The 14,851-nt window shown below is 60.9% G+C and carries 22 protein-coding genes; 12 read left to right on the forward strand and 10 right to left on the reverse strand.

From position 1 onward, the window contains the following. Nucleotides 1–84 precede the first annotated feature (84 nt). Nucleotides 85–561, reverse strand: coding sequence for a GNAT family N-acetyltransferase (locus HF682_RS04935; protein WP_205881903.1), 477 nt, complete (start codon nt 559–561; stop codon nt 85–87). Nucleotides 562–574: 13 nt separating this feature from the next. Further along, nucleotides 575–880, reverse strand: coding sequence for a hypothetical protein (locus tag HF682_RS04940; protein WP_168876110.1), 306 nt, complete (start codon nt 878–880; stop codon nt 575–577). A 117-nt stretch (nt 881–997) separates the two neighbouring features. Between HF682_RS04940 and HF682_RS04945 the strand changes: the two genes are divergently transcribed. From HF682_RS04945 to HF682_RS04955, 3 genes are all read left to right on the forward strand, one after another. Further along, nucleotides 998–1,387, forward strand: coding sequence for a hypothetical protein (locus tag HF682_RS04945; RefSeq protein ID WP_168876111.1), 390 nt, complete (start codon nt 998–1,000; stop codon nt 1,385–1,387). A 48-nt stretch (nt 1,388–1,435) separates the two neighbouring features. Beyond that, a complete protein-coding gene (locus tag HF682_RS04950) occupies nt 1,436–2,101 on the forward strand; it encodes an SOS response-associated peptidase (RefSeq protein WP_168876112.1) in 666 nt (221 codons plus the stop codon). Between the two features lie 97 nt (nt 2,102–2,198). After that, nucleotides 2,199–2,888, forward strand: coding sequence for a hypothetical protein (locus tag HF682_RS04955; RefSeq protein ID WP_168876113.1), 690 nt, complete (start codon nt 2,199–2,201; stop codon nt 2,886–2,888). A gap of 272 nt (nt 2,889–3,160) precedes the next feature. On the opposite strand, the gene HF682_RS04960 is transcribed toward HF682_RS04955, so the two are convergent. Beyond that, nucleotides 3,161–3,514, reverse strand: coding sequence for a lysozyme inhibitor LprI family protein (locus tag HF682_RS04960; RefSeq protein WP_168876114.1), 354 nt, complete (start codon nt 3,512–3,514; stop codon nt 3,161–3,163). Nucleotides 3,515–3,720: 206 nt separating this feature from the next. Here HF682_RS04960 and HF682_RS04965 point away from each other — a divergent pair, with 206 nt between their 5' ends. From HF682_RS04965 to HF682_RS04980, 4 genes are all read left to right on the forward strand, one after another. Then, entirely contained in the window at nt 3,721–4,200 is a 480-nt protein-coding gene (locus HF682_RS04965; RefSeq protein WP_168876115.1) for a DUF6985 domain-containing protein, read from the forward strand. Between the two features lie 18 nt (nt 4,201–4,218). Continuing rightward, on the forward strand, nt 4,219–4,698 hold the full coding sequence (locus tag HF682_RS04970) for a GNAT family N-acetyltransferase (RefSeq protein WP_168876116.1): 480 nt from the start codon (nt 4,219–4,221) through the stop codon (nt 4,696–4,698). A 181-nt stretch (nt 4,699–4,879) separates the two neighbouring features. Beyond that, nucleotides 4,880–5,188 carry a hypothetical protein gene (locus tag HF682_RS04975; protein ID WP_168876117.1) on the forward strand — a complete coding sequence of 103 codons (309 nt, stop codon included), beginning with the start codon at nt 4,880–4,882 and terminating at the stop codon, nt 5,186–5,188. Between the two features lie 120 nt (nt 5,189–5,308). Then, nucleotides 5,309–5,815 (forward strand): hypothetical protein, encoded by a 507-nt coding sequence (locus HF682_RS04980; RefSeq protein WP_168876118.1) that lies wholly within the window; start codon nt 5,309–5,311, stop codon nt 5,813–5,815. Between the two features lie 7 nt (nt 5,816–5,822). Here the strand turns inward: HF682_RS04980 and HF682_RS04985 are convergent, their stop codons facing one another. The 5 genes from HF682_RS04985 to modA form a co-directional block, all read right to left on the reverse strand. Continuing rightward, complete coding sequence (locus HF682_RS04985) at nt 5,823–6,563, reverse strand: substrate-binding periplasmic protein (protein ID WP_205881904.1); 741 nt, start codon at nt 6,561–6,563, stop codon at nt 5,823–5,825. Nucleotides 6,564–6,658: 95 nt separating this feature from the next. Beyond that, a complete protein-coding gene (locus HF682_RS04990; protein ID WP_168876120.1) occupies nt 6,659–7,462 on the reverse strand; it encodes a TOBE domain-containing protein in 804 nt (267 codons plus the stop codon). Continuing rightward, on the reverse strand, nt 7,452–8,141 hold the full coding sequence (locus HF682_RS04995) for an ABC transporter ATP-binding protein (RefSeq protein WP_168876121.1): 690 nt from the start codon (nt 8,139–8,141) through the stop codon (nt 7,452–7,454). Before HF682_RS04995 ends, HF682_RS04990 begins: the two co-directional genes overlap by 11 nt. Beyond that, the gene (gene modB / locus HF682_RS05000) at nt 8,138–8,809 is read right to left on the reverse strand and encodes a molybdate ABC transporter permease subunit (RefSeq protein ID WP_168876122.1); all 672 of its coding nucleotides are present in this window, start codon (nt 8,807–8,809) and stop codon (nt 8,138–8,140) included. The genes HF682_RS04995 and modB overlap by 4 nt, the downstream gene beginning before the upstream one ends. Nucleotides 8,810–8,815: 6 nt before the next feature. Further along, nucleotides 8,816–9,556: a molybdate ABC transporter substrate-binding protein gene (gene modA, locus HF682_RS05005; RefSeq protein ID WP_168876123.1), complete on the reverse strand. Its 741-nt coding sequence runs from the start codon at nt 9,554–9,556 to the stop codon at nt 8,816–8,818. A 114-nt stretch (nt 9,557–9,670) separates the two neighbouring features. Here modA and HF682_RS05010 point away from each other — a divergent pair, with 114 nt between their 5' ends. The 3 genes from HF682_RS05010 to HF682_RS05020 all read left to right on the forward strand — a co-directional run bounded on the left by HF682_RS05010 (nt 9,671) and on the right by HF682_RS05020 (nt 11,681). Then, a complete protein-coding gene (locus HF682_RS05010; RefSeq protein WP_168876124.1) occupies nt 9,671–10,279 on the forward strand; it encodes a MarR family winged helix-turn-helix transcriptional regulator in 609 nt (202 codons plus the stop codon). Nucleotides 10,280–10,355: 76 nt separating this feature from the next. Continuing rightward, on the forward strand, nt 10,356–11,090 hold the full coding sequence (locus HF682_RS05015) for a hypothetical protein (protein WP_168876125.1): 735 nt from the start codon (nt 10,356–10,358) through the stop codon (nt 11,088–11,090). A 42-nt stretch (nt 11,091–11,132) separates the two neighbouring features. Beyond that, the gene (locus tag HF682_RS05020; protein ID WP_168876126.1) at nt 11,133–11,681 is read left to right on the forward strand and encodes a thioredoxin domain-containing protein; all 549 of its coding nucleotides are present in this window, start codon (nt 11,133–11,135) and stop codon (nt 11,679–11,681) included. Between the two features lie 48 nt (nt 11,682–11,729). Here the strand turns inward: HF682_RS05020 and ppk2 are convergent, their stop codons facing one another. Further along, on the reverse strand, nt 11,730–12,863 hold the full coding sequence (ppk2, locus tag HF682_RS05025; RefSeq protein WP_308418693.1) for a polyphosphate kinase 2: 1,134 nt from the start codon (nt 12,861–12,863) through the stop codon (nt 11,730–11,732). Nucleotides 12,864–12,999: 136 nt separating this feature from the next. Between ppk2 and HF682_RS05030 the strand changes: the two genes are divergently transcribed. Next, entirely contained in the window at nt 13,000–13,437 is a 438-nt protein-coding gene (locus HF682_RS05030; RefSeq protein ID WP_168876127.1) for a zinc-ribbon domain containing protein, read from the forward strand. A gap of 390 nt (nt 13,438–13,827) precedes the next feature. Then, on the forward strand, nt 13,828–14,193 hold the full coding sequence (locus tag HF682_RS05035) for a bleomycin resistance protein (protein ID WP_168876128.1): 366 nt from the start codon (nt 13,828–13,830) through the stop codon (nt 14,191–14,193). 145 nt (nt 14,194–14,338) lie between these two features. Here the strand turns inward: HF682_RS05035 and HF682_RS05040 are convergent, their stop codons facing one another. After that, nucleotides 14,339–14,821 carry a hypothetical protein gene (locus tag HF682_RS05040; protein WP_168876129.1) on the reverse strand — a complete coding sequence of 161 codons (483 nt, stop codon included), beginning with the start codon at nt 14,819–14,821 and terminating at the stop codon, nt 14,339–14,341. Nucleotides 14,822–14,851 lie beyond the last annotated feature (30 nt).

Consider the following 14,851-nt stretch of genomic DNA (forward strand, 5'->3'; position numbering starts at 1 on the left):
TCAGGACTGTCGCAGCGGCGGCAAGGTGGCGTGCTCCATTTTAGCAGCCTGCGTTCGCTTGCGTCCGCACGCGTTATGCAACCCTCAGAGCCGCGCCCGCATCAGGTAAAAGCCTTCCCGCATCTCCAGCTCTTCGAAACCGCAACGGGCATAGAGCTGTCGCGCCGGGTTCTGCGGGTGGACGGTGAGGGAGACTTGGCGATAACCCGCCTGGCGGGCCGCTTCCAGTGCTGCCCGCATCATCTTGCCACCGTGGCCTTGATGCTGGTAGGCCGCGCCCAGCGAGATGCCAAGCTGCGGGGTCTGGTTATCCACCCAGGCGAGGCCGACCTGGTCTTTCAGCATCCGCATCCAGCAAGCGCCGATGTCGACGCCGTCGAGTACCGCCACTACACCGACATCGCCCGGCTTGCCCCAATCCTGTGCATAAATGCTGACCTCAGGGTGATCCAGCACGCTGCGCGGGCGCAAGCCAGCCGGTGGCGGATCCCACAGGGCCACGTGCAGCCAGTTCCATAATGCGGTCTGATCTTCGGATAGCAGAGGACGAAAACTGAGCATCAGGCAATCCTTGTCATGGTGCATTGGCCTTCATGGTGTCCAGCTCCTGCTGGCACTGGGCCTTGTTGTGGTAAATGATGTACTCGCTGCGGGACGATGCCTTGCAGCTGGCCACCGGCTTCGGCCCACTGCCAAAACCGGGTGATGCCTCACACTGGCGCAGCTTGGTGAGCAATGCTGGCGTGACCACCACACAGCGGGCTTGCTCACCCTTGAGCCAGTCAAAGCCATACTGGCCGGCAGTCGGAACAGGGGACGACGCTTGTGCTACAGGCAACAGCAAGAGGCTTGGCAACCCGAGCCACAGAATACGCCGCATGATCCCGCTCCATTACACTAAAGGGTGGCAGTATAGCGCAACGTCATGACTGCCTGACAAGCGGGAACTGTCCTGCAACCTGCATGCTCCAACCATTCACGCCCAAGGAGCACGCACATGAGCGAAACGCCTTTACCAAGCATTGCCGACAAATTTGATACCGATAGCGCCGAGCAACTGGTGGCACTGGGCTACCCGGTCAATTCGGACGCGCTGGACGAGCTGATTTTCTGGTCCTGCTTTCCCAACGACCCGGTCTGCCACGTGACCCACCCTTATATCCAGAGTCTGCCCAATGAGGCACTGGTGGCCCCGCTGCTGGACTTTCTGCAATACAACCTGGAAGTGGGTCAAACCGAGCTGGTGGTAGATGCCTTCTGGCTGTTCATCAACCCGCGTGGCGAAGCGTTTCGCCAGCAGATCAAGCAGGCCACGGCAGACGAAGCCATCCGTGCGCTGTTTGACGACCCCGAGTACGCCCCCGACCCGGACGACGCCGCAGACTGAGCTCAATGAGGGTGCTACACTGCCCACCTTGCCTGCCCGCTCACCACCATGTGCGTCAATTACCTGCCCGTCTCCGCTGACCAGCTGACCCGCTACTTTGAAGTAGCGCTGGAAGCGGAGTGGGCGGACGAAGTGTGGCAGGACCATGACGCCCCCATCATCCTGCGTGCGCCGCAGGGCATTGTCGCTACACTGGCAGGCTATGGCATGGTGCCGCGCCGCCACCAGCCCGCCGGTCAACGCGCCTACAGTACGCAGAACGCCCGGCTGGAAACCGTGGCGGAGCGCCCCAGCTATCGCGGGCCGTGGCAATACGCCCAGTTCTGTCTGGTGCCAATGCTGGGCTTCTTTGAGCCGCGCTACGATGCACGCGGCCGTAGTGAACGCTGGCTGATCCGCCGCACCGACCACGCCCCGTTTGCCGTCGCCGGACTGTGGCGCTCCTGGCGCGAAGCGGATGGCCGTACCAGCCACGCCTTCACCCAGCTCACCCTGAATGCCGACCAGCACCCACTGATGCAGCAGTTCCACCCGCCCGAAGATGAAAAGCGCTCACTGGTGATCGTGCCGCCCAGCCACTACCATACCTGGCTGCACTGCCGCCAGCCCGAGGCCGCCCTGCCGCTGCTGCAACCGTTTGACCCCTGCGACTGGACCGCCGAGCCGCGCCCCCGGCCCAGTGCCAAGGCGGCGCGGATGCAGAGCCTGTTTTAAGCTACAGCCTTTGGGATGAGTTGCACGGCAATACCAGAAGATGGGACTGCAACTATAGACAGCAGTAGCAGTTAATCAAGGAGGAACGGCAATAACGATGCGAAAAAAAATAGAATATGAGCAGCTACCTGTGCAATTAACTTTGGTGGTCAGAAAAACTGACTTTATCAAGGGTTACGATTGCGCAGATCGAGAAGCTTTTGTCGTCTGGTTTGCCAACAGAGCGACTGGAAAGCAGCAAGAGGTTGAGTTCTCCTTGAGAGAGCAGCGTATTTTGTCACGGGCGGAGCGTGAGAAGGACTTTCCCCCCGAAGAAGAGATTGCGCTGCCCGGGCTGGGCTTCAGAGTAATCAAGGGATATTACCTTGAGCAAGGTACGGATGTGCGCTATGAGACATACGACGTATATCCAGAAGGTATCCAGTCGAAGTTACTTACCTGCGAACAGATTTACTTTTCTCCAGTTCTCATTAATATCGGTGAATTAGTACGCTCTGCGGCAGAAAATGCGTCATTTCCGACGGTGTATAGTGGCTGGCCGTTATCGGACCGGGTGAATTACTGGGTTTCTGCGTTATATCGCCTCAGACATCGCACAGGTGAGTTAGGGGCCTTGGAGGATGATGTGTTTGGACCCGGACTCATTAGTAAAATGAAGTCCATAGATACCGACATAAACTCAATATTGCCCGCTATACTCAAGGGCCTTGCCGCCATGGAGTCGATAAGCCCACAAGGGTTGCTTCTGTCATTTAACTTGCGTACAGGGCTGTCAATTGTTCCGTAGGGAGCCCCTGAACAAGTTCCCAATTCAGTGACATAACACATCCTGTCCACCACAAGCGCCCACAACTTTGAAACCGCTCGCCACCACGCTGTGGTAGCCGACTGATTCCTGTACCGAACGGCAAGATTATTACGGTCTCGCAGGGGTTAGTGATGTGCAAGCCGATGTCGTGCGCTACACCCAGTCTGCGAGCACACACTAACGCGACTGGACCGCCGAGCCGCGCCCCCGGCCCAATGCCAAGGCGGCGTGGATGCGGAGCCTGTTTTAAGCTACAGCCCTTGGGATGAGCTGCACGGCGGATGTACCCCTTCTACCGCCGGATAATTGCATACTTCGTCGATACGCTTCAGATAGCTGTCGATCAGGCAGGCCTGGGTGGTGCAGCGGTTACGCTGCTTTAGCCACTGCTTTTGTGTCTTGCGCAAATCTGCCACTGCTTCTTTGCCGATCTGAGGTGCCTGCATCATCTGGTAGTTTTCCGCCAGCACGTCATCCATATGGCTCAGGCGCGGCGTGCCACAGATCTGTGTTTCAGCATAGCCCTTGGCAATGCTGCATTTGAAGGATGCCGCCCCTGCCAGCGTACTGACCAGCAGCAGTGCCCATGCAGTAACTTTTTTCATGACCTCTCCTTGAGCGGGTTGCGCTTGCAGTCCAGCACACCCGGACTATGACATGGGGATTATGTGGCATACCCCACCCCACCACAAGGCTTAATCACAGCCAAATTTCACACTCCCTGCACGTATGCCCACTTGCCACATCGCACTTGCCCGGTAGACTGTGGCTGATACCGCAAACCATCATGCCATGACATAGAAGGGTATACATGTTCGGCTTGACCCCTGCCACGCTGGAAGATCCTGCCTTGGGCCTGCTCAAGCGAGACCGCTGGCGCAGCCTGTGGCGTGGCACGGTTACGCTGGACGGGCAGCAGGTGCCTCTAATTCTGGCAGGCAACCGGCGTGCGCCCAGTCCAGCCGCCTTGCGCACTGCCCACACCATGCAAAGCCAGTACACCAGCTGGCAGCCGTACATCGCCCAAGCCTTGTACACGCACTGCGCGCCCTATGTGGAAGCCATTGCGGCTGGCGAGCTGCCCGCCCCGGCCTCAACCCTGCCCCCGCTCACGCAGCCAGATCAGGTCTGGCCGCATGTGTCTCTGGTATTTGCGTCGGTACTGCCACTGGGCGTAGCCCTGACCGTGGAGCTGGCCTATGCCACGGCCTGGGATGAGGAACACCTTGTCGCCGCGCGCTTTCTGGAAGGCCGCTTTCTTGAGCTGTGTGGTAGTGTCATCGCCCCCTAACCTGCCTGTGGAGTCTTGATGTCATTGAAACTGGAACCGCTCGCCCAATATCCACAGTACCACGCTGTAGTGGCCGACTGGTTTAGTACTGAATGGCCAGACTATTATGGCCCTGGTGGGGTTGGCGATGCACCAGCCGATGTAGCGCGTTACGCCCAGCCTGCAAACACCGCCCCCTACGGACTGCTGGCATTGCAAGATGATCAGCCTTGCGGCTTCGCCGCGCTGAAAACGGAAACCTTCCCCAGCCATCCGGAATTGGGACCGTGGCTGGGTGCCGCCTACGTACCGCCCCCATTACGACGAGGCGGTATTGGCGCAGCCCTGATTACCGGACTGGAAGACGCGGCACGCCAGATGGGCTACCCGCAACTCTACTGCGCTACCGCCACCACCGACAGCTTGATGCTGCGCTGCCACTGGACCCTGCTGGACACCGTGCAGCACCAAGGGCACGCGATACGGGTTTATTTCAAACCGCTCTCCTCACGCTCATAGCCACCCTCTGCACCCAGTGAGGTAGGCCGAATCAAGCGCAAAGGGCAAGCTAGCGACATCAAGCACTGCAACGTGTGAGCGGCATGCCCTCCGGAACCTAACCCACCCTTCCAGGTCAGAACCCAAGCCAGCTGCCCCTTAGCGCTGGATGACCTTCGCTGACGCAAGTTGCGGAATCGGAATGCTGATTAAGAGTCCCTGCCCACGTTGTCATACTCCGGTACGGATTGCTTGGCTGACCCGTTTGCAGTGTCCTGGCTGTCAGTGCAGGCTGGATTATGATGACTCCATTTACAAGGTGGTGATCGTCGTCGTGATGGCGCTGCTCAGCCCGCTGACCCTGGGGCTCAGTGCCGGGTTGGCGATGCTGTGGCCGGCCATGCCGCTGGATGGGTCTTTCTGTTTTCTACTGCTCAACCTGCTGATTCATGGCCTGGGCACCGTGGTAGCATTCCGCCGGGGGTGGCTGCGCTTGTATTGCAAGGGATGAGCAGCGGATACGGCCCCCTTCCCCTGCCACCGCCCCGGTCAAGGATACAGCCTCATGATGAGTGCTCATGCGCTAGTCCAGAGATGGTTGCCCGTGTCGCATTTCAGGGAGCGACATTCCGTGTCCATGGCAGGTGATCCGGCGGCCATTCTGGATATTCTGACGCAGCTGGAGGTCGAGGACGACAGGGTCATCCCTACCCTGCTGCGCCTGCGGGAAGCCCCATCGCGGCTATGGGCTTGCCTTGGGGGGCAATCCGGCTTGCGTCAGCGCCCCCACTTCAGTCTGGCGGATTTCACCTTGCTGGAGCGCAACGAAACCGGGTTGGCGTTTGGTCTGGTGGGGCGCTTCTGGCGGCACGATTTTGGCTTGCATCCATTGTCATCCCCTGAGGATTTCCGTCACACAGCGGCACCGGGCTGCGCGCGCCTGGTGATGGTTTATGCCCTGGAACAAGACACGCCAGGCCAGCAAAGGCTGACGACTGAAACCCATGTGTTTTGCCCGGATCGACGCAGCCGGCTGTTGTTCAGTGTGTACTGGGTGATGATCCGGCTGGGCAGCGGTTTCATCCGGCGGCGCATTCTGGCCCGCGTTCGCCGACACTTGCTGAAAACCCGTGACTGAGGCGACCTTACTCGGCCTCCACGTGGGGTTTAAGCAGACGTTTTAACTCGCCCTGCTGGCGCAGACGCTGGATGCCACGATCCAGCGTTTGCAGCAGGTCCACTGCATTCGGCACATTCCGGCTGACCAGAAAAGAGGCGCTCAGGGTCGGCAAGCCTTGCAACGATGCTTTGCGCAGCTGCGGGTCACTCAGTGCCGCATGCAGCAGTTTGCGAAAACCCGAAACGACTTCGGTATTTTCGACGAATACTTCGCAACGGCCAGCGCGCAACTTGGCAATGAGGGACGCGTAATCAGTAGCGCCCGTATCCAGCTGCGCCGGGTCCAGCCCAAGGTAGCTGTAATTGAACCCCAGCAGACCACACACCTTCACGCCAACCAGATCCTCCCGCTGGCGAATACGGGCCCCCGCCGGGTAGCGGTCCGCCAGATAATAGACCTGAGGGTTAAGCTCCAGATAGGGCTGACTGATTCCGTATTGCGCCTCCCGCTCCAGCGAGCGGGTCGCACCCATCACAATGTGCACCCCTGCTCCGCTCTTGGCCAAGGCAAGGCAACGAGCCCACGGCAGCAGGATCACATTCAGCTGGTAATCACTGCCCTTGAGGGCGGCACGCAAGACATCGGGCGAGTAGCCCACCACCCGTTCCGGCTGCTGCCGGTCATAATAGGAAGAAGGCGGCCACTCATTTTCTCCGCCGCACGCCGTGATGCGTTCGGCACGTGCAAGCGTAAACAGTAACCCCAACAGTATGAGCAAGACAGCACGCACCGGGTCAGGCTCCCATGAACATGTCCACAGTATAGGCTAGACTGCCGGGTCAGGTCGTTTAACGTTCCCGCCTACCCCAGTACCCCGATAATCACACTGGACGCCTGAAACAAGGCGGTGACCGCCTGGCCTGGCTGCACGATCAGCGCATCCATGCTGGCCTGGGCGATCAAGGTATGGCCACTGGCCAGCGACAGGCTGACTTCGGCGTTGACCGCGCCGGGCCGCACCTGCGCCACCGTGGCGGGCAGCACATTGCGGGTGGCAAAGCGTGCCTGCCCGGCCTCGCTGACCAGCAGCACCGAGCTGGCCTTGATCAGGGCAAAGGCTGTCATGCCGGGCTGTAGCGCCAACGCTTCGCTGCTATCGCGGGTAATGGTGGCCACCAGCTGAAAACCATCGGCCACATCCAGCACCACCTCATCATTGACCGCACCGCGCTGGAGGGTCTGGATGGTACCGGCAAACTGGTTTCGCGCGCTGGTTCGCATGGTCATTCTCCGCAACAGCTGATAATCCTCCGGCAGGCCATCGGCCAACCCGGCCAGTCGGCCCAGAAAGCGCTGGTGTTCCTGCTCGATGCGGCGGAAGTTGGCCACCAGTTGCTGTCCGCGTGGGGTCAGCCGGGTCCCCCCGCCGCCCTTGCCCCCCGCCAGCCGTTCAACCAGTGGCGTCTCCGCCAGGCTGTTCATATGGTTGATAGCCTCCCACGCCGCCTTGTAACTGAGCCCAACCGTCTGTGCCGCCTTGGTGATGGAGCCACAGTCATCCAGCTGCGCCAGCAGCGCCATATGCAGGCTGCTACCCAGCTTCTGCGCGCCACTCTGCAGCCAGATGCTGCCCTGCACATCCCACTCTCCCGCCTCAGCTTGCATCACTGCCCTCCGCCACCTGACCTTGCTGCAACACCAGCCGGGCATCGGCAAAGCGTTCCACGTCTTCCGGGTCGTGGCTGATCAGCACCATCGGCAACTGCAGTTGCTGCTGCCAACGGTCCAGCTCATCACGCATCTTTTGCCGCAACAAGGTATCCAGCGCTGCAAACGGTTCATCCAGCAGCAGTACGCTGGGGCGTGCCGCCAGCGTGCGTGCCAGCGCCACCCGCTGCCGTTGCCCACCGGAGAGATCTGCCGGACGCTGCCGTGCCACCTCATCCAATTCAAAAGCCTGCAACCAGTCGTCCACCTCGCGCCCGCCTGCCTCTGGGCTGGGATTGCGCCAGCCCCGGGTCAGCCCAAAGGCGATGTTCTGCCGCACCGTCAGGTGAGGAAACAGCGCATAGTCCTGAAACAGGAGCCCGGCGCGCCGCTGCTCGGGAGGCAGATTGAGGCCACGCTCGGTATCCAGCCAGTCACGACCGGCCAGTCGTATCCGCCCCTGCTGCGGGGTGACCAGACCCGCCAGCAAGCGCAGGGTTTGACTCTTGCCGGAACCAGAGGGGCCAAACACCACCAGCCGTTGCCGGGCGGTGGTAAACGCAATATCCAGCGCAAAGTGTCGTCCAGCGGATTGCAAGACGTGGCGAAACGCAAAGGTCAGTTGGGGTGCCGTCATGTTCGCCGTCCTTGGCCGGGGGCCAGCCAGCCGGCCAGCAGCAGGACCACGATACAGACCACCGAGGTGATCAGTACCAAGGTTTGCGCCAGCCCGTCTTGCCCGGCCTGCACCGCATCGTGCACCGCCGTGGCCAGGGTCTGGGTGCGGCCAGGAATGCTGCCCGCCAGCATCAAAGTGGCGCCAAACTCGCCCATGGCTCGGGCAAAGGCCAGCAGCACACCGGCCAGCAAACCGCGCCAGGCCAGCGGCAGGGTTACCCGCCAGAACACCGCCCAAGGCGACAAGCCCAGTACCCGCGCCGCCTGCTCCAGCTGTACGTCCACGGCTTCAAACGCGGCACGGGCCGGCTTGAGTACCAGCGGAAAAGCCACCACTGCCGCCGCCACCGCGGCCCCCTGCCAGCTGAAGACCAAGCGGATGCCAAGGCTGTGTTCCAGCCACTGGCCGAATACACTCTGCCGCCCCAGCAGCACCAGCAGGTAGTAGCCCAGCACGGTGGGGGGCAGCACCATCGGCAAGGTCAGCAGGCTATCCAGCAGTTCGCGCCCCGGGAAGCGGCAGCGCGCCAGCAGGAAACCGGCCAGCCCGCCGCTCAGCAAGGCCAGCAGCGTGGCCCAACTGGCCACCTTCAGCGACAGCAGTAGCGGTGTCCAGGCCTCGCTCATGGTCGCTCAGGGCTGCTGGAAACCGTGACGGCGCAGAATGGCCTGCCCCTCGGCGGACAGGACAAAGCGGACAAAGCGCTGTGCCTCTGCCGGATGGGTACTGGCGGCCAGTGCCGCCAGCGGGTAACGCACCGGCTTCGCCAGCGGCACGGTAAACGCCACCTTCACCTTGTCCTTGAATTGCAGCGCGTCGGTCTGGTAGACAAACCCGGCATCCACCTCGCCGCGCGCCACATAATCCAGCGCCTGTCGTACATTCTGCGCCGGGATCAGCCGTGGCTGCAGTATGGACCACAAATTGGCCTGCTGCAGTGCCTGCTGGGCATAGCGCCCGGCGGGTACGCTGTCCGGATTGCCCAGCGCCAGTTTCTGAATGGTGGCCCCGTTCAGGTCTGTCAGCTGCTTCGGCATGACCTTGGCCGCAGGCGGCACCACCAGCACCAGTAAATTGCCGGCAAAATCCTTGGCTGCACCCGCCTTGACCAGCCCCTGGCTGATGGCCAGCTGCATGGTCTGCTCATCCGCCGAGGCAAATACGTCTACCGGCGCGCCCTTGGCCATCTGCTGCAGCAAGGCACCTGACGCCGCAAAGTTGAGCAACACCTTGTCACCAGGGGTGCGTGCCTCGTAGGCGGTGGCGACTTCCTTGAATGCCTCACTAAGGCTGGATGCGGCCGACACCGTCAGCTCCCCGGCTTGGGCCAGCGGGCATAACAAGGCCAGTACCCATACTGATTTCCGCAACATCCTTCGGCTCCCTGCCAACTGATTGATTAACCGCAATATACCACACTACATAACGAATCCAACAATTAATAAGGACTCCTTTACAAATGAATTGACGGCGGCTAAGATGCCAGCATGAAACCTGAACAGCCTTGGCAGGATACGCCCCCGCTCAGCGCACGCACCCTCAGTGCGCTGTCCCGCATTGCCAGCGTGCTACGGGCAGGTGAGTGGCAATTTGCCAGCCGCGCCGGGCTGAACCCGACCCAGCTGGACATCCTGCAACTGCTCTCGCCTCGCCCGGAGGGCATGCGGCTGAACTGGCTGGCGGAGCAACTGGGCGTAACCGCAGCCAGCGCCAGTGATTCGGCCTCCTCGCTGGTCAGCAAAGGCTGGCTGGAAAAAACCCGTGCGGTGGATGATGGCCGCGCCATTGCGCTGCGGTTGACCCCGGCAGGCCACGATCTGGCCGGGCATATTCCGGAAGCCAGCCAGTTTGCCGAAGCCGCACTGAGCCGATTGCCGCCGGGCCAGCAGGAAGCCCTGTATGACAGCCTGCTGGCGCTGATTCGCCAGCTGCAGCAGGCCGAGCGCTTTCCTGAATTGCGCGCCTGCATCGCTTGCCGTCATTTTCAGGCGCAACGGCACGCCGATCCGGTCGCCCCCCACCACTGTGCCCTGGTGGATGCCCCTTTGCCCGCCGCGCTGCTACGGCTGGATTGCCCCGAGTTCGAATCACGTTGATGGAGGTTTTCCCTGAAGTGCGCTGTGTTTTTGTTGTATTAATTTATTTAGGATTCCTAATATTAAGGAGAAAAACATGAAAGCCAAATTGATGCTATCCACCTTGACCGCTGCCCTGTTCAGCCTGGCTAGCCAGGCGCACGATGGCGGCATCCATACCGCCCCTCAAAGCTCGGTAGCGCCTGCATTCGACATCGTCCACACCCGCATCCGCAGTGAAGGCAATCAGCTGGTGTTCCACATGATGACCCAGGGCAGCCCCGGCAGCCAGACACCCAGTGCCACCGGCAAGCTGGCAGGCAGCACCGTCTTCTCCTATGTTTGGCCCACCAGCCTTGACCCCGCAACCGTGGGTTTTGCCACCCAGAGCGGGGTGCTGGCTTTTGCCGTCACCCATCATCCGGACTTCGACGACACCCCGCTGTTTGATGAAAACGCCGATGGCGACCCCGCCAACGACGGCGCACGCTGGCATTCACACTGGGTGGTACTGGCGCCGGATGCCGCTTGCGGCAAGGATACGCTGAAGGTGGTCGACATTCCCGAGGGTAGCCGCCCCCCGCTGCCGAAAACCTGGCCCGGCCTGCCGCTGCTGATCGACAGCCCCGGCTGGAGCCCGCAGTTCAAGGGCGATACCGTCGAGGTACGCGTGCCCTTTGAGAACATCGGCGCGGTCAAGCAAGCCAGCTACGATGGCGTAACGGCTGCCTTGCGGGTGAACGAGAGCATTCACGCGCCGCTGCTGTGTGTGAGCAATGTGTTCAAAGTGGCCTCGGGCAACCTCAGCCTGCCCGGCAAGGTCGATCAATAAACATCCCGGCCCGCTGCGGCGGGCCACCACCGGAGACTCGCCATGCCCTCCTTCCACCCGATGCTACCCCCTCTGCAGGTACAGCAATGGTTCAACACCACCCCGCTCACCCTGGCCGACTTGCATGGCCGTGTGATTTTGCTGCATGTCTTCCAGATGCTGTGCCCGGCCTGTGTCAGCCACGGCATTCCACAGGCCAAACAGGTGCGGCGGTTGTTCCCGGCGGATCAAGTCGCGGTGATCGGCCTGCACAGCGTGTTTGAACACCACGCCGCCATGCAGCCCGACGCGCTGTCTGCCTTCCTGCACGAATACCGGATCGACTGGCCCGTCGCCGTGGACCAGCCCAACCCGCACGGCCCGATCCCGCTCAGCATGCAGGCCCTGCACCTGCAAGGCACCCCCTCCACCCTGCTGATCGACCGCCAGGGCCGTCTGCGCCTGCACCACTTCGGCCATCTGGACGACCTGCAACTGGGCGCGCAGCTGGGGTATTTGCTGCAGGAAGCCAACGTGCAGCAAACCGCCGACGCAACGGATGCACACGGTCATACACAAGGATGTACGCCCACCGGATGTAAGGCACCATGAAAAAGGCCGCCTCGGTCAAGCGGCCTTTTCAGCAGACGGTACAGCCCCCTACAAAATCGCCCCTGGCTTTTCACCACGCTCGTACACCACGTGGGCGCGGCCGACGATGAGGGGATCGAGTTTGCCGACTGCCTCTACCGTCTTGGTGTTGTACGGCAGTTTGTGCAACACATAGCGCATGGCGTTCAGGCGTGCGCGCTTCTTGCAGTCGCTCTTGATCACCGTCCAGGGGGAATCTGCGGTATCGGTCTCGAAGAACATGGCTTCCTTGGCGCGGGTGTAGTCGTCCCACTTGTCCAGCGAGGCGAGGTCGATCGGGCTCAGCTTCCACTGCTTCAGTGGGTGAACCTCGCGCTCCTTGAAGCGGCGGCGCTGTTCGGCGCGGCTGACGCTGAACCAGAATTTGATCAGGTAGACCCCGCTGCGGGCCAGATGGCGCTCGAACTCCGGCACTTGCCGCATGAATTCGTTGTACTCCGCCGGGGAGCAAAAGCCCATCACCCGCTCCACACCCGCCCGGTTATACCAGCTGCGGTCAAACATCACGATTTCGCCCCGCGTGGGCAGATGCTGGATGTAGCGCTGGAAATACCATTGCCCCTGTTCGGCATCGCTGGGCTTTTCCAGCGCCACCACCCGCGCACCACGCGGGTTAAGGTGTTCCATGAAGCGCTTGATGGTACCGCCCTTGCCAGCGGCGTCGCGCCCTTCAAACAGGATCACCACCCGTTGCCCGGTTTCTTTCACCCAGGCCTGCAGCTTGAGCAGCTCCACCTGCAGGCGGAATTTTTCCTTCTCATAGCTACTGCGGCGCAGCAGGTTACGGTAGGGGTAGCCGCCATCGCGCCAGTCCTCCGCCAGCTCCAGATCCGGATTGCGACCGGATTTCTTGTCGCGGCCTTGGTCGTCCCCCATCAGCAGGCGGCGCAGTACGCGCCGGTCGTCCTCAGCAGCACCTTCCACCAGTGCACGCAGCGCCTGTGCCCGCTCATGCACAGGCGTCTGCTCATCTTCCAGCAGGTCTGCGGCCACCTCCAGCAAGGATTGCCGGGCTGCCGCAGCGGCATTGCCCGCCACCCAGTTCTCCAGCTGCTCTGGCTGTGCCACCGGGGCGGTATCTCCGCCGGATACCGGCCGATTGCGACCCGCACGGCTACTGCGTTTGACTTTGCTGTCCATCACGATCCCCCCTGCCACAATGTCATGACAATCTCAAGACAGCATAGCCGGAATCGCGCGGGAGGCATCGGGGTTAGATCAAATAATTGTGCATGCGGCAGGCTTGTCAGCTGGCTTGCCCTGCTGCAACATGTCCGGCATGCCACGCACCAAGCCTCTCTCCACGGTACCTGCCAACTGGTGTGAGGCCAGCCAGCGCTTGGTCTCCGCCGCCGGGACCCGGCACTATACCGACCGACCGTACACATGCTGGCGCTGCAAAGTGGCCTGTGTGTTTACCGCAGCAGATCAGCGCTATACCTATGAAGTCAAAAAAGCCAGCATTGACCAGGACCGCCTGCTCTGCCGCCCTTGCTGGCAGCGTCGCAATGCCATTCTTCTGGCGCTGGGTGAGTGTCAGGCCAGGTGGAACGCCCAGCGTACCTCACTGCGGCAAGACCCTGCCTTTCTGAGCACCTGGCTGGCTCTGCTGGATGAGAAAGACCAGTACATCCCCTATCGGCGCGATACCGCCAAAAAAAGCATGCTGTGCAAGCTGCTCAACCCGCCCCTCCATGCACCTCCCCCACCTGACTAAGCCCCCCGCAGCTCAGGCGCGGTGCCATCGCGGGCTACAGCAGTCATGGTTAATGGTGGGGACCTGGAAGGATGGATTGGTATGCCTGCCATCCAGAGCAAAGTGTTGCCACACTGCGTAATCCCACTCTACCGGCTGCTGAACATTCGGCATACCCTGCATTGCCCGGCGGGGTAGCCGTGTATCTGGAAGCCTCACCGCATGAGGCGCATCACCGCGAGTGGTAATGAATATTGCTTCTATATTGAGAATGATAACCGTTATTGAAAATATCAAATTGCCTGTGCTACATTCCCCCAATCGCTGGTGCAGCCAATCGGCCCAGTCCACAGCTTGCCGCCAGCGGTCACAACCAACAGACAAAGTCCGATCCTTGACAGGAGTTTATCCATGGCAGACATGATCGCCAGCCGCATTGTATTGGCCGTGCAGGACCTTGAGCGCTCGGTGACGTTCTATCGCGACCGCTTGGGATTTGTGGAGGACTTTGCAACCGGAGGCTGGAGCTTCCTCTCACGCGGCAGCTGCCGCCTGATGATCGGCCATTGCCCGGACACCCCGCCCGCCAGCACCCTGGGCGACCACAACTACATCGCCTACGTGCAGGTGACGGATATTGACGACCTGCACCAGGAATTCAGCCAGCGCGGCCTGACCCCGCTACACATACCGGAAACCAAACCGTGGGGCATCCGTGAAATGATGGTGGTCACCCCTGACGGGCATCGGATGATGTTTGGGGAGGAGATGGCGTAAGCTGACGGTGGAGATACACTCCCCTGATGACCCTCGCACCCGCACGGCCAAGCGTAGCACTTGCGGCGCTTTCCGCACTCCGCGAAGTGATCAGGCGCACTGACCACCTCACATCCACTGTGTCTGAGCCCCGCTGAGCTGAAGGTTAGAACTTGCTCGGGAATTGGCCAGCTTCAAACAGGGGCAGCATCTCTTTTAACTCCAGAACCCGTTCTTCAGTACAAAACTTGGGGTTGTGCTTGCTGTGCAGGTAGGCAAAATCAATGCCTATCATTTTATGAATAACCTCCCCTTGAGGGTAACGGGTATCCAGTGCAGCAAGAACCTTGCGTTCATCAAATGCAATACCGCATGTTTTGGCAGCCCCGATACGTGACCAGGCATACTGCAAGTTCGGGTCCCACCCCATGGCGTCGACGCCCGTGAATCCTTTATCGTAGTGGTACTCATAGACATTGTCGGGGATATTGTACGCCGTCATCCCACCCACGCCTTTATACCCGCCATAATCCGCGGCCCACACGGCAGGGACGGCAAGGCCCAGTGACATCGCAATGACAAAGATTTTCATATCGATATTGTTCGCAATATATTTAAATGGTCGACCCAAAGCGGCGGATGAACTCATCCGTGTGGAATGCTGAGCCACACGGTGAGT

Origin of the sequence: Leeia aquatica (assembly GCF_012641365.1) — a bacterium.
GTDB lineage: Bacteria > Pseudomonadota > Gammaproteobacteria > Burkholderiales > Leeiaceae > Leeia > Leeia aquatica.

What these genes read in the sequence shown, in the direction of transcription:
- HF682_RS04945 (WP_168876111.1), top strand. Translation starts at nt 998, where the DNA reads ATGAGCGAAACGCCTTTACCAAGCATTGCCGACAAATTTGATACCGAT.
- modB (WP_168876122.1), bottom strand. Translation starts at nt 8,809, where the DNA reads ATGAGCGAGGCCTGGACACCGCTACTGCTGTCGCTGAAGGTGGCCAGT.
- HF682_RS04940 (WP_168876110.1), bottom strand. Translation starts at nt 880, where the DNA reads ATGCGGCGTATTCTGTGGCTCGGGTTGCCAAGCCTCTTGCTGTTGCCT.
- HF682_RS04990 (WP_168876120.1), bottom strand. Translation starts at nt 7,462, where the DNA reads ATGCAAGCTGAGGCGGGAGAGTGGGATGTGCAGGGCAGCATCTGGCTG.
- HF682_RS04950 (WP_168876112.1), top strand. Translation starts at nt 1,436, where the DNA reads ATGTGCGTCAATTACCTGCCCGTCTCCGCTGACCAGCTGACCCGCTAC.
- HF682_RS04965 (WP_168876115.1), top strand. Translation starts at nt 3,721, where the DNA reads ATGTTCGGCTTGACCCCTGCCACGCTGGAAGATCCTGCCTTGGGCCTG.
- HF682_RS05030 (WP_168876127.1), top strand. Translation starts at nt 13,000, where the DNA reads ATGCCACGCACCAAGCCTCTCTCCACGGTACCTGCCAACTGGTGTGAG.
- HF682_RS04935 (WP_205881903.1), bottom strand. Translation starts at nt 561, where the DNA reads ATGCTCAGTTTTCGTCCTCTGCTATCCGAAGATCAGACCGCATTATGG.
- HF682_RS04975 (WP_168876117.1), top strand. Translation starts at nt 4,880, where the DNA reads ATGCTGATTAAGAGTCCCTGCCCACGTTGTCATACTCCGGTACGGATT.
- HF682_RS05015 (WP_168876125.1), top strand. Translation starts at nt 10,356, where the DNA reads ATGAAAGCCAAATTGATGCTATCCACCTTGACCGCTGCCCTGTTCAGC.
- modA (WP_168876123.1), bottom strand. Translation starts at nt 9,556, where the DNA reads ATGTTGCGGAAATCAGTATGGGTACTGGCCTTGTTATGCCCGCTGGCC.
- HF682_RS05020 (WP_168876126.1), top strand. Translation starts at nt 11,133, where the DNA reads ATGCCCTCCTTCCACCCGATGCTACCCCCTCTGCAGGTACAGCAATGG.
- HF682_RS04955 (WP_168876113.1), top strand. Translation starts at nt 2,199, where the DNA reads ATGCGAAAAAAAATAGAATATGAGCAGCTACCTGTGCAATTAACTTTG.
- HF682_RS04970 (WP_168876116.1), top strand. Translation starts at nt 4,219, where the DNA reads ATGTCATTGAAACTGGAACCGCTCGCCCAATATCCACAGTACCACGCT.
- HF682_RS04995 (WP_168876121.1), bottom strand. Translation starts at nt 8,141, where the DNA reads ATGACGGCACCCCAACTGACCTTTGCGTTTCGCCACGTCTTGCAATCC.
- HF682_RS05040 (WP_168876129.1), bottom strand. Translation starts at nt 14,821, where the DNA reads ATGAGTTCATCCGCCGCTTTGGGTCGACCATTTAAATATATTGCGAAC.
- HF682_RS05035 (WP_168876128.1), top strand. Translation starts at nt 13,828, where the DNA reads ATGGCAGACATGATCGCCAGCCGCATTGTATTGGCCGTGCAGGACCTT.
- HF682_RS05010 (WP_168876124.1), top strand. Translation starts at nt 9,671, where the DNA reads ATGAAACCTGAACAGCCTTGGCAGGATACGCCCCCGCTCAGCGCACGC.
- HF682_RS04960 (WP_168876114.1), bottom strand. Translation starts at nt 3,514, where the DNA reads ATGAAAAAAGTTACTGCATGGGCACTGCTGCTGGTCAGTACGCTGGCA.